At 37.4% G+C, this 11,938-nt stretch carries 12 protein-coding genes and 1 pseudogene; 3 read left to right on the top strand and 10 right to left on the bottom strand.

The genetic code is table 11. From position 1 onward, the window contains the following. Window positions 1-341: 341 nt before the first annotated feature. Window positions 342-606, top strand: a pseudogene (locus MSC25_RS20230) (integrase core domain-containing protein); the annotation flags it as partial. A gap of 82 nt (window positions 607-688) precedes the next feature. Here the strand turns inward: MSC25_RS20230 and MSC25_RS20225 are convergent. From MSC25_RS20225 to MSC25_RS20185, 9 genes are all read right to left on the bottom strand, one after another. Continuing rightward, window positions 689-1,060: an MbcA/ParS/Xre antitoxin family protein gene (locus tag MSC25_RS20225; RefSeq protein WP_138578992.1), complete on the bottom strand. Its 372-nt coding sequence runs from the start codon at window positions 1,058-1,060 to the stop codon at window positions 689-691. Between the two features lie 55 nt (window positions 1,061-1,115). After that, on the bottom strand, window positions 1,116-3,614 hold the full coding sequence (gene mobF / locus MSC25_RS20220; protein ID WP_248444457.1) for a MobF family relaxase: 2,499 nt from the start codon (window positions 3,612-3,614) through the stop codon (window positions 1,116-1,118). Then, window positions 3,614-3,895 carry a hypothetical protein gene (locus tag MSC25_RS20215; protein ID WP_138578987.1) on the bottom strand — a complete coding sequence of 94 codons (282 nt, stop codon included), beginning with the start codon at window positions 3,893-3,895 and terminating at the stop codon, window positions 3,614-3,616. The genes mobF and MSC25_RS20215 overlap by 1 nt, the downstream gene beginning before the upstream one ends. Window positions 3,896-4,062: 167 nt before the next feature. After that, entirely contained in the window at window positions 4,063-4,269 is a 207-nt protein-coding gene (locus MSC25_RS20210; RefSeq protein ID WP_138578985.1) for an AlpA family phage regulatory protein, read from the bottom strand. Window positions 4,270-5,232: 963 nt separating this feature from the next. Then, window positions 5,233-5,778, bottom strand: coding sequence for a hypothetical protein (locus tag MSC25_RS20205; protein ID WP_138578983.1), 546 nt, complete (start codon window positions 5,776-5,778; stop codon window positions 5,233-5,235). A 118-nt stretch (window positions 5,779-5,896) separates the two neighbouring features. Next, window positions 5,897-6,307 carry a hypothetical protein gene (locus tag MSC25_RS20200; RefSeq protein WP_138578981.1) on the bottom strand — a complete coding sequence of 137 codons (411 nt, stop codon included), beginning with the start codon at window positions 6,305-6,307 and terminating at the stop codon, window positions 5,897-5,899. A 124-nt stretch (window positions 6,308-6,431) separates the two neighbouring features. After that, window positions 6,432-6,971, bottom strand: a complete 540-nt coding sequence (locus tag MSC25_RS20195) for a hypothetical protein (protein WP_248444455.1) — start codon at window positions 6,969-6,971, stop codon at window positions 6,432-6,434. Then, complete coding sequence (locus MSC25_RS20190) at window positions 6,902-7,543, bottom strand: hypothetical protein (protein ID WP_248444453.1); 642 nt, start codon at window positions 7,541-7,543, stop codon at window positions 6,902-6,904. Before MSC25_RS20190 ends, MSC25_RS20195 begins: the two co-directional genes overlap by 70 nt. A gap of 370 nt (window positions 7,544-7,913) precedes the next feature. Beyond that, a complete protein-coding gene (locus MSC25_RS20185) occupies window positions 7,914-8,618 on the bottom strand; it encodes an HNH endonuclease (RefSeq protein ID WP_138578977.1) in 705 nt (234 codons plus the stop codon). A gap of 607 nt (window positions 8,619-9,225) precedes the next feature. On the opposite strand from MSC25_RS20185, the gene MSC25_RS20180 reads away from it, so the two are divergent. Next, entirely contained in the window at window positions 9,226-9,411 is a 186-nt protein-coding gene (locus tag MSC25_RS20180; RefSeq protein ID WP_052026262.1) for a hypothetical protein, read from the top strand. A 224-nt stretch (window positions 9,412-9,635) separates the two neighbouring features. Continuing rightward, the gene (locus MSC25_RS20175) at window positions 9,636-10,028 is read left to right on the top strand and encodes a VOC family protein (RefSeq protein ID WP_004587679.1); all 393 of its coding nucleotides are present in this window, start codon (window positions 9,636-9,638) and stop codon (window positions 10,026-10,028) included. A 4-nt stretch (window positions 10,029-10,032) separates the two neighbouring features. Here the strand turns inward: MSC25_RS20175 and MSC25_RS20170 are convergent, their stop codons facing one another. Beyond that, window positions 10,033-11,505 carry an NAD(P)H-hydrate dehydratase gene (locus MSC25_RS20170; RefSeq protein WP_248444451.1) on the bottom strand — a complete coding sequence of 491 codons (1,473 nt, stop codon included), beginning with the start codon at window positions 11,503-11,505 and terminating at the stop codon, window positions 10,033-10,035. Window positions 11,506-11,938: the final 433 nt, after the last annotated feature.

Below are 11,938 nucleotides of genomic sequence, written 5' to 3'. Positions count from 1 at the left end.
ACTATGATAATTTAAACGAGTCAGGTAAAGTGGCCTGACTTAAACAAACTGGTCTCCGATGAACTCGGGGCGATTCAAATTTTAGCTATAAAATAGATGCTATTGTGCCTCGTGATTTTCATGGCATAGCTCAACTTTATTAAGCTAACAAGAAAACTATCATCATAACGAATGCAATTAGCTCATCGCACTATTTAAATATTTAGCTCACCATAGCAGCATTTCGTTTCTCAAAAAACGATAGATTATGTGCATCAATTTAAATGCAAGTATTGTAACAGCAGTTTGAAGATGCGTACTATTTTGAGTTAAAAACTGTCTAGTGAAAGCTGGTGAGTACAGATATCGATCACACAAAAACCAAAGCTATGTCACCAAAAACAAATGGTATCTGCGAACGTTTCCATAAAGTTATACTCATGAATTTTATCAAATTACATTCCGTAAAGCTCGTTAGGGGAATTACAAAAGGATCTGGGCGAATCGATGATTTATTATAATAATGACCGAACTCATCAAGGAAAAATGTGCTGTGGCAGAACGCCATTGGAAACATTATTAGATGGGAAATCGATTTGGGCTGAGAAGAATTTAGCTCAAATCTAAAATGACAGTCACCGATTGAAAAACGGGTAACTATCAGATCAAGTCTGAGCTAGTACATCTGAATGTAGTTGTTGCAATTCACCTAAATGATATCTATTAAAGTACGCACATTCTTTAAACCCTCATCTACGTCATCAAGGATGTATTCAAGTGCCGATAATCCATCAAAGTGCTCATTAGGTTTATTTATCCAACTATCAGCTTGTAAGCGGTCATTAAATATTAAGCCTAGCCCTCTATAAATGCCGATGACGTAAGAGATTCTTATTAGTACGTCTTCACTGAGGCTTCCAGCACACCCTTGTTGCCACTGCTCATATATATGAGCACCTTTGGCACCTAGCAATGTTTTTTGCTTATAAGGCTCTATCTGCCAAGCTTTCATTATATTAAAAAAAGTTTTTAATGCCACTTGGGCCGTTCTTTGTAGGTCTTCTTGACGAACTTTATCCATATATATTATTACACCTTAAAAACTTGTTTCTTAATAATAAAAAATTATAACGATGTTAAGCTGTATTGTTCCAATACTCTAAAGCCATTACTTCTGAGCGTTCAGAACTCATATATTCAGCAAGCCTTTTTACTTTAATAGGGTTTTGGTTTTGGACTTTTTCGTTTACTGCATCTAAAGCATTCTGCACATCTAAACTATTACCATCTACAAACCAATGACAACGATCTTTGTGTCTTGAGCCTGCAACATAAGAGGCTGCCCTATCCATTGCTTTGTTATAAAATACAAAAGTGTCGCCATCGATCGTTCTTCCCTGACTACTGTATACCGTAAAAGCATATGCATGTACTAACTGAAGTGCGCCTTGCTCGTTAGAATATTCTGATTTTAAAAATGTAACTTCTTCACCAGAGTCTTTTTTTATAGTAAAAAGAATATCCGAATTGATAGCTTTAACCTCCTTAATAATGCCAAGTTGGCCATTTATCAGATTTCGTTCAGGCGTATTTTTAGTAAACCTGACACGATCGTGGCTTGAAAATTTTTGCAAAAAATACCTCTCAGAAACAACACAATTAGCCTTTATATCCTCTTCACCTAGCAAACCTCTTTGCTGTAATTCACTTCTAATAAATTCATTCAAAGGTTGAATATCTTTCCAGCTATAAGCTATAACTAACCAATCTTTTTTTGGATTCGTATCTACATAGATTGACCAACGTTTTATCAATCTCTCCAAAGCAAGCTCCCTAGTCTCGGCTATATGCAATAGTCCTTTTGCAATCATTATTTTAAGTGCTTTTATTGAGTCACCAGATCTCAATACTGTTACAAGACTTTTAGCCCAATTCTCACGCTGTCTATATATAGTTTGTAACTTTGTAAAGCCATATCTTTTGGACAAGTATAATAAACACCCTCCATGGTTAATAGCACGTAACTGCTCAACTTCGCCTACTAAAACCAATTTAGAACCAGATCTCTTTATTTCCTTTAATAGCGCTAATAAATCTAATGAAGGAACTAACCCAGCTTCATCAATTAATATTACCGTATTAGTAAATTTATTATTTTTATGTTTAATTTCAATTAATAGCTTTTCGAAGGTACAACTATTTATACCTGTTTCGGCTTCCAACTGAGTCGCTGCTGCTTTAGATACTGTAGCGCCCACTAATTTATATCCTGATAGTTCGTAAGCTATACGCAATGCCTTCATAGATGTAGATTTACCAGCTCCGGCCCTGCCTTGTAAAATTTCTAATCCTGTGTTGGTAAGCTTCTGTATTGAGCAACTTTGCTCTAATGATAATTTGAACCCCTGCTCTAATTCTTGCTTGCTAATTGCTTGCTTGATAACATTTTCAGAAAGCCGATAGTTATTATTACCTCGCAATGAATCAGCCAAACCAACTAGCTCGTTTTCAAACCGCAACATAGGCTTTGTTGTGTAAATTTCCTGTCCGGTTGAATTGATAACCGGCCCTAAAAGTCTTGTATTGTTGAGGATAGCCTCTACAGTATTCAAGATTTCGGATAAGTTCACATGAAAGAACTGAGCTTCAGTTGCTGCTATTTCATATATTTTGCGTATATCTACAATTGCATTTGATAGTGTCAGTTTTTTGATAATTAAAACTACAGGCAAGGCCTCTATAGTCGGTACGTTTTCTGTATTCAGATTTTTATATAGCTCTTCTTCAGTGTAACCTAGCTCGTTCAAAGCCATACGCCAAGTATTTATCTGACTAGTCAAAATCTTTTTTTGTTTTGGTTTTCTTGAATAAAGTGAAACTTTGTTTTTCACTTCAGGGCTACTATCTTCAAGACCCATCTCTTCTAGTTTATTATTAATGCCTTCACTTCGCTTAGAAAAAAGCCTACAAATATCAAGATTGCTCCCTGAAAATGTAAAACAATCTGTTTCATCTACCCTAATTATTTTAAAGCCTAACTCTCTTAAGCCACTGGCTAATAAAGCTCTATAAACTTGTACAGCGGCTTTTTGCCAGCGGTATATAAGGTGTGAATGCAAACTAGCCCACTTACCATCTTCTCTCAAAGTTAACCGAGAAAGAAGTGCATGCGTATGTAAATGAAAATCCCCCTCCCTTGACTCGTAATGTTTAAACAACAATGCTGCAAAGCCCTTTGTTTTTTTTAGGTTTTTACCTCCCTGCCCAGTTCTAGTAAAAGACACTTTTAACTCCAGAAACTCTAGAGCCCCTAGGACAGCTTGAAACTGGGCTTCGTCTATACGTTTTTGAAATAGATCATCAACTCGTACAAAAGCTTTAGAGATAGGTTTCGGCGCGTTAAAAACTATATCCAATATTTCTACTTTTTTACTCTTTACGGAGCCAATGAGCTGCTTGCCATGGATATCACATCCTGAAAATATATTTTTTAATTCATTAAAATACATTTTTGGTTTAAAGTTCAACGCCTTTGAAACTGCCCCCGTATAAAGAATATCTAAAGGCTTCGTGTTGGTTTGATGATCATTTTCAATGTAATAATCCAGCCGAGATTGCTTCGATATTGAAATCACTAAAGTTTAATTCCATTTTCAATTAGACGATCAATGGCCTCCTCTTTTTCATCTTCGTTCAAATTTAGCATTACAGAGATTACTTCTATCAAAAGTTGTCTTTGCCTTTGCTCCATTAGAGTTAAGTGGTTTTCTATTTTTTGTTGCTCAAAATAATTTAGGCAAGATTTGCGTATAATACTCGCTATTGTTGTCCCCTCATTTTCTGCTTTAAATTCTAATTTGCTGTAATCATCTCTTGTAAATCTTATAGTTACCGCTTTTTCTAATTTTTCACTCATAATTGAAAACCTTGATTTCTTCTTCTAAATTAATAACTTAAAACTTAATTTTAGTTATTATGTATTACATATCGGTTTTCTTATGTTGTTGTTAAGTTTAGCTTTTTTAATTTTATTTTTTGAAAAAATACAAACCGTGCATAATGTCTAGAGACAAATAGAACTGATTATTTAACTTGCCCCTTCTCAGTCATCTTTTTACGCGTAAGAAGCCACGTATCTACATCTTTTACAAAAAAGCCTACAGAGCGAGAGCCTAGTAAAATAGGTTTTGGAAAGTTAGGGTCTAGCCGCCAGCGCCATAAGGTACTTTTACTAACTTGTAGCTCCTCCCTTAATTCTTTCAAACGAATGATTTTATTTTTAAATTTCATAATTTAACCTTATAGATTAATAATTTACTCTTGCTGAAAACCAACAAGCCAAAGAATAATATAAGGTTTCAAAAGTGTTTACAGGAGATCATTTCAAAAGTGAGAGGTATCTCTCATCAATAGCTAGTCCACTAGATTAGGTGAGTTAATTTTAGATATGGCTAAATCATGCAGGGGCTATATGTATTAAAAGCAGCAGCAATTTAAGTGACGATTTTGAATAAACGACTTAAGTAATTTCAAAAGTAGGATTCAGCTATTCTTATAATTCAGAAGTAAGGTACTAAAGTACAGCAATACTAATAGCAGGGTTAGTTCCCCCCAAGAATAGGTTCAGCTCTAACTCTGGGGTAAACTCAGTTAACCCGGTAGTAAGAAGTAAGGCTAGATTTAAATATAAAAACAACCTCACCCTTACCGAAGTTAACTATAGCATCCATATGATAAATTATTTTTAAAACGTGAATTAAAACCATATTTAAATATTACAGAAAGAATTCAATATGTTATAAATTAATATAACGATTATAAATAATTATAAAATTATAAATAAAAGTAATGTAGAGAATAAGCTCATTAAGTTTTTTAATAAAAAAACCAAAAAAGTAAAATACTTGCGTGTCATGGATGACACGTAACTCGTCATGGTTGACACGTAACTCGTCATGGTTGACACGTACCTCGTCATGGTTGACACGTACCTCGTCATGGTTGGCACGTAACTCGTCATGGTTGACTCGTAACTCATCATAATTAGCACCACTCAATAGATCTTTCAAAGTCAGATTATATAACTACATAACCACACAGTCTTTTTAAATAAGTATTAACTTTATCTGTCAGCTTTGACTGTTAGGACTTAATCAAATCTGACAGTCGCAGAAGTGCCATGAGAGGGCGTTCGTAACTCCCGCGTAATAGGCGCGAGCTTGCGAGCGCCCTAATTGATGCGTTTGTTATATGTTACTGTTTCTTCTTAACTTCAAGGCCATCCAAAAGCTTATTAAGTACAACAGCTGATAAATCAGAAGTTGGATGTCCGGGAAGCGGACTCTCAACCTTCTTCTCTTTGCCAGAGAATACTGAACTAGGTTGGTAAGAGAACGCATCAGCAGTAAGCGATAAGCGCACTTCTGAATTAAACCCCTCTTTATCAAAATTATTAGCTGCTACACGTATACGCATGAAACCAATTTTATAATGCTCAGTCCTAGAGATTTCGTTTAAATGAAAACGATAAATAGCCATCACTACACCGAATACAACGACAAATATGGCAAATAGACCATATAGCACTACGTCCGGTATTTTTGCTGAAGCTAAAGCAGAATCAAGTTTAGCGGCAGTCATATATAGCGGAATAATGTAGAGCATTAGGATGACCATTAAAATGGTTATGCTAAACATCCTCAAATATGAGAATATACGATGTCCTTCATCTTTGTTTTTTTCTATATAAGCATCCAATGCCTCTATAGAAGCATCAATGCTATTTTTTTCTTCTGCCATGAATTACTCCTTTTACATATAACGCTTTGCTAAGCGGCTAAAAATGGCTGGCTATAATAGCGAGGAACGAAGCACAGCCAGCTGTTTGTGTCCGTTTAAGCAACTTGTTAAGTGCCGTTTACTCGAAAGCTAAACAACCACTTTTTGACAGTAAAGTATTAGTAGGTGTAATTAAAGCCCATTCAGGATCACCTTCTACTGTAGAGAATGAACACACCCAAGTATTGTCAGTTAACTCGACAACGACTTCAGGGAGCCTAGATTGAAATGAAATATTAGAAAGAAATAAACCGTTTAATGTCGCTAAATGATTTTTAAAAGCACTTTCTTCCGACCAACTACCAAAAGCAATTTGATTACCTTTTTCAACTCTCCAACTCCATTCGATCATAATTGTTAGATCATCTACTTCTAAGAAAATGGCACTACCATGACCTTGACGGACACGACTAACCACTTTTCCAATATAAGGTTCAATGAATTCTCTTATGTCATTTTCGGAAATTATGCTCATAAATCCTTTAGGCATTTAACGCTCCGCTCAGCTGCGGCTGGTATGGAGCGAATTTTGTGTTATTGTTTGAGCGCCAGCGAGTAACACAAAAGGCGCGTAGTACCAGACGTCAGGCTGGAGCGGCTTGTTATGTGAATTTTCAAAACCCAAAGAACCTATGGCTTAAATCATACTCAGGGACCATTTTTACGGCCCAACCCGCACGGCTACCGGGTCTTATATATATCGGCTCACCATCCTCATATTGATCATTGGGGAAAGTAAGCTTGTCGTCTTTTAAGAATGAAACAAATTCACCCGTTAAAGAAAAAGCGTTTCCATCTTTAATTACACCTACCTGTTCACCATTGAAATTTATAAGGTTACCATTAACAAGCCAGCCCTTGTGCTGCCCTGAACTATTTCTGATCGGTGTACCATATAGGCATGAATAAACCGAAGTTATTAATGTATCACCAATTTTTCTACTGGGAATACCGCCAAGAGCAACTGCTTTTGATTCAAGCCCTTGGCCCGCTAGCGTAAGAGAACCAATACCTCCCAGTTTATCTTCAGGAACGTCTATATTTCCAAAAAGAACCGGACTGTCAGCACCCTTAATTATTAACTTTATATCGTGAAGCTGCGTATAGAGACTCTCCACATGAAGTGGTTCGCCACCAATTCTAGAAATATCCAAAATACAGCCGTTTTTTTGTCGGATATTTTTAATTTTGTACCGACGCTGACAACATCTAAACTTCCTACTAATGCTATATATTCGTTTCGATTTATGTACGCTATCGGCGAACCGTCCAGTCCGTAAAAAATACAACAAATCGTACAAGGATCTCCCTTATCTTCGGGTTCCTCAAACCAAAAAAGTGGCTTCCCGTGGAGCGTAATTGCAATCCCCATATTCTGATATCGCATATTTCCTAACAGGAAATCTAGGGTATCAGTGTTAGGAAATAGCGTATCATTTACATATCCTTGCTCTAAACCTTTCGGGTTGCTCTTAGCTTCCCAGACTTTCTGTTTTGAAATAATTTTTTTTGTTACTTTGTCATGGCACATAGGACAAAGAATTGTCATTTTTTCAGACGTATGCTTCAAAGCATTATGGAATTCTGGTTCGATATGTTCATATTCGACTAATACACAACCACAGAAAACACAGCCGTACCCTGCATCCCTACGAATAGACGCCTTGATTTCTTTGGGGATATATCTAGAAAGCCCGTGTTTATTCTTCCCCTTCAATTTACTCATTGATATAGCTCATGCTCTCTCAGTACGCGCTCACATAACAATAATAGTGCGCTCATCGCGCATATTTCTGCCGACTCCACGCTCATTTATCTACATTGTATGTTTTAACAAATAACCTAAGATATTACTATCTCTATGTTTTCTAAAACTTTTAACTAATGTTAAATTGAACAATATGCGCTTGCCGCTCATCTACATGAATATATGCGCAAAGCGCAGTTTGGCTAATCAATTAACGACGATATTTAGCCAATCTCAATGACCGCTTATCGCTCAAAGCCGCCTGTCAGGCGAAGTCTAACCTCGTTCTTTTAAACTGTAAGATCGGATATGAGCTACTACATCTCTTTAGAGGCAAGAATTTAAATTACTAAACTTCTTCTCTATGATATTTGACTAAAGCTTGATCAATTTTATGTTCAGCTTGAACTGTCAATTTTATTTCTTTGCCTTGGGGGCATGTTATAAACTCCACTGTATAATCATCATGAATAACAATAGCTTTTTTATCAAAAAGCGCATGGTGATTTGGACAAAGGCACAATAGATTTTCTTTAGTATCTGGACCATGATGAGGAGAGCCTAATGGCTTTATATGTGCCCCTTCAGCATAAAACCCCTTTGGTGTTTCTAATACTTCGTCACATATCTGACATTTGTGACCATATAGTTCTTTTATATCTTCTGCGATCTGTGAGTTCCTAATGATTCGGTTAACGAATATTGGAGCTCTCTTTGGCTGTTCTGCAATTAATTCAGCAATGTCTTCAGGTACTTCGCTATCAACGCCAGAGTAAACAGAAAAGCCTAAACTTTCCAATATAGGTTTTATGGATCCTTTAACACCGCTAGTACTCGTATTTTCTAAATGTTTACCAAATTGATGAAAGTATGCACCTAGAAAAATAGGCTTACATTCATACAATAGACCTTCGTAGCAAACAAAGTAGGTAAAGCTGTTGGATGCTGTAGCTTTACCTCTATACTTCATAAGATACTCTTCACGCCCTAGTGACCTGTATTCCTGTATCGCATGTATAATAGCTTCATAACTATTAAAATCTTTATAACTCATAATGTAATATTTCCTTTTTAGATTATAGTGGCTACCCTAACTGCGGCTTAAACTGGCCATTAAATTGATACTCTTAAATAATTGCTCACTGCTTAAGTACACAGCTTCATATTATGAGGTCAGTACATATATAACACACGAAATTAATTAGTACCTTTAAATAATGCAGTCAATACTTTATTAAGAATACGCATTTTTGATATTTAGAACGCTAAGAGCTAATTATAATAATGGGGAATGTCATTCTTTACTTCTCTCAGAAAAACTGATTTCATAGGTATGAACTTACAACAATGCACCCATACAAAAAGTGGGGTATAAGTTGGGGTATATTTTAGAAATTAGGCTTTCACCCCTTTAAAAACAAGCTAATGGGCGGCATGATGTGATCATCCTCCTTTAAGCACCTTGCTTATATAAAAACCCAGCTTCGGCTGGGTTTTTGCTTTTTAGTACAAGCCTATTGTTATTGCTTAATTTATCTCCACATCTATACCATGAGTTATTGGATTAAAGGTAAAAGGATTTGCTTAATAATAATGAAATAATCACCTTCTTTATTTTGGTATCACTTATAACAGGGTTAGTGGTATTTATTGCCTGGATTATGCTTAAGCTCGTTATATGGGGTAAGAGCATGTCTAAAGGAGCGTATTTATTTTTAGCGTTCTTTCCACTAATTTCACTTATGCCTATTCCACCCCCTACTTATGAAAATGTTCAAAAGGCCAAGCAAGAGCAGCGTAAACGAAAAGAAGACTCAGGTGACGACCCTACTAATGAAGATGAGTAAGCCAGTTTAGCTACGTAAATTAAAACACTCTTTAAGGTCGCTTTAAGCATGCTCTAAGGTTTAAAATAGAGTGAACCCTTTTACTACTAACCCTATATGCGAAGCCAATGTATAACGTATATCTCCTCTTAAAATAAGCTTTAATAAACATTTACCTATACTATTCAACCCTGTATTGATATGTGAAAATACACCGACATAAAACAACTTAAGGTTTTTAAGTTATGCCAAAGCAGCATATAGGTAGTATTGCTCTTGTTGTAAAAGACTATGACGAAGCAATCGCATTTTATACAAAAAAATTAAGCTTTGAATTAGTGGAAGATACGGATTTAGGTGATGGAAAACGCTGGGTGTTAATAACTCCACCCAACTCAAATGGCACACACATATTACTTGCACAAGCAACAGAGCCAGAGCAGTTTAACGCTGTTGGCAATCAAGCAGGTGGCCGTGTATGGCTATTTTTAAACACTGACAACTTTTGGCGCGACTACGAAAGCATGCTAGAAAATGGCGTAGTATTTCATGAGCAGCCTCGTAATGAGCCTTACGGTACGGTGGCCGTATTTGAAGATCTCTATGGTAACAAATGGGATCTTATTCAACAGAGCTAAATACTTAGTTGATTAACGACCTGACTATTTGAAATAAATCCGAGGGTAGCATGCCGCGCTGCCCTTGCTCTTCAGCCGCAACCTCACCTGCTCGAGCATGAAGAGTTACCCCGTATCGCGCTGCTTCATCGATACTAAGCCCTTGAGCAAGCAATGCACCAATAATACCTGTAAGTACGTCGCCACTCCCTCCCACGGCAAGTGCTGCGTTACCATTTTCACACACCCAAGTACTTTTACCGTTATCAATTAAAGACCCAGCGCCTTTTAATATGCAAGTAGCATTATACCGTTTTGCGCATAGTCGCACGCTTTCAAACCTATTTGACTCTATTTCAGAGGTGTTTTTGCTAATGAGCCGAGCCGCCTCACCAGGGTGCGGAGTAAGGACACATTGAGCCAACGTATAAGCACTTGCATTTTCAGCTAATAAATTAAGTGCATCAGCATCAAGTACAAGCGGCGTATTGTGCTCTTGGCAATAGTGCATTACAGTGCAAAACGTTTTTTTAGCCCATTCATCCTGCCCAAGTCCAGGGCCAAGTACAACACAACTTGCCCACTCTAAAGCCTGTTCAAGGTTTTCACTCATGACCATTAACTCTGCCCTACCTATGCTTATTGGCATAATAGAACTTTGGTGCGTATAAACCTTCACCATCCCTGCACCTGCTCGTAGCGCAGCTTCACTACTGAGCCTGATTGCACCCGCAGTACCTTGGTTGCCCCCTACGCATAATAACTTGCCATGATTGCCCTTATGGCTATTTAAAGCCCGAGAGCCCAAGCGTTTAAAGCTGTCTATATTTATCAAGTGAGCACAAGGTGAAGCGAGTTGACTAAAAGTATCTTCAATTGCTAATTCATCGAGAATCAACTCACCGGCATGCTGTTTACCTGTCCCTGAAGAAAGGCCTTGTTTAATCGCAATAAAAGTAAGCGTTTTGGTTGCCTGAATAGCTGCGCCTAATACTTCACCTGTATTTGCATCAATCCCTGAGGGAACATCGATACTTAAAACAGGCTTTTCGCTTTGGTTGATGGCAGTAATAATCTCACAATAATTTTCGCGAACAGGTGAATTAAGCCCAGTACCTAGTAACCCATCAATCACACAGTCGCAGCAATCTAAATCACTCTTTGCAAACTCGTTAACTATGCCACCATTATCAAGCCATAGCTGCTTCGCTTTAGCAGCATCACCACTGAGTGTTTTAGCAGGGTCTATAGCGCAAATTTTAACCTCTGCACCAGAGTCCTTAATTAAACGCGCGGCTATGTAAGCATCACCCGCATTATTACCATTACCTGCAATAATTAAAGTAAGCTTAGCGTTAAAAGACTGCCACTGCTTGTATACTGCCTCTCCCGCTCGCTGCATTAAAGTAAATAAATCTATTCCACGTTGCTTAGCCGCCTCTCCCTCATAAGAGCGAATCTGCTCTTTTGTGTAAATATGCCTTTGTTTATTTAACATAGAAACTCGCCATAAATAAGTGTGTAGATGCTCTATAACTATAGCTTGGGATAAAAGAGCACTTTTCAATAGCGGATTTAGCATGCTAAACAGCTATTAAAACTGAAATTGAAGGCTTTAGTACAAAGAGTGTGAGTTCTGTAGTGGACTTTTGCCGCGGGTTTCGTGATACTCAACCCACGCTACGGAAGTGGTGGAGACTGTGCGAATAATACCTGGAATGTATTTTTACTTTTCTGTAGACGTAAAAAAGCCCGGCTCTTTCGAGTCGGGCTTTCTTGTATTGGGAGCTTGGCGATGTCATGGTGCCCACAGCGGTAGAGAGTCACATAGCAAATGCACATTATCATTGCGTCGGGAGTCGCTACGCTCGCCCGACCTACATTCTAGAAGTAGATGAGTGTGCATTAATTGTCCGCATTTCACTTTTCTG

The sequence above is a fragment of the Pseudoalteromonas sp. 1CM17D genome (assembly GCF_023161805.1).
GTDB lineage: Bacteria > Pseudomonadota > Gammaproteobacteria > Enterobacterales > Alteromonadaceae > Pseudoalteromonas > Pseudoalteromonas atlantica.
This window is presented reverse-complemented; position numbering and strand designations above follow the sequence as displayed.

What these genes read in the sequence shown, in the direction of transcription:
- MSC25_RS20225 (WP_138578992.1), bottom strand. Translation starts at nt 1,060, where the DNA reads ATGGATAAAGTTCGTCAAGAAGACCTACAAAGAACGGCCCAAGTGGCA.
- MSC25_RS20215 (WP_138578987.1), bottom strand. Translation starts at nt 3,895, where the DNA reads ATGAGTGAAAAATTAGAAAAAGCGGTAACTATAAGATTTACAAGAGAT.
- MSC25_RS20210 (WP_138578985.1), bottom strand. Translation starts at nt 4,269, where the DNA reads ATGAAATTTAAAAATAAAATCATTCGTTTGAAAGAATTAAGGGAGGAG.
- MSC25_RS20205 (WP_138578983.1), bottom strand. Translation starts at nt 5,778, where the DNA reads ATGGCAGAAGAAAAAAATAGCATTGATGCTTCTATAGAGGCATTGGAT.
- MSC25_RS20200 (WP_138578981.1), bottom strand. Translation starts at nt 6,307, where the DNA reads ATGCCTAAAGGATTTATGAGCATAATTTCCGAAAATGACATAAGAGAA.
- MSC25_RS20190 (WP_248444453.1), bottom strand. Translation starts at nt 7,543, where the DNA reads ATGAGTAAATTGAAGGGGAAGAATAAACACGGGCTTTCTAGATATATC.
- MSC25_RS20185 (WP_138578977.1), bottom strand. Translation starts at nt 8,618, where the DNA reads ATGAGTTATAAAGATTTTAATAGTTATGAAGCTATTATACATGCGATA.
- MSC25_RS20180 (WP_052026262.1), top strand. Translation starts at nt 9,226, where the DNA reads ATGCTTAAGCTCGTTATATGGGGTAAGAGCATGTCTAAAGGAGCGTAT.
- MSC25_RS20175 (WP_004587679.1), top strand. Translation starts at nt 9,636, where the DNA reads ATGCCAAAGCAGCATATAGGTAGTATTGCTCTTGTTGTAAAAGACTAT.
- MSC25_RS20170 (WP_248444451.1), bottom strand. Translation starts at nt 11,505, where the DNA reads ATGTTAAATAAACAAAGGCATATTTACACAAAAGAGCAGATTCGCTCT.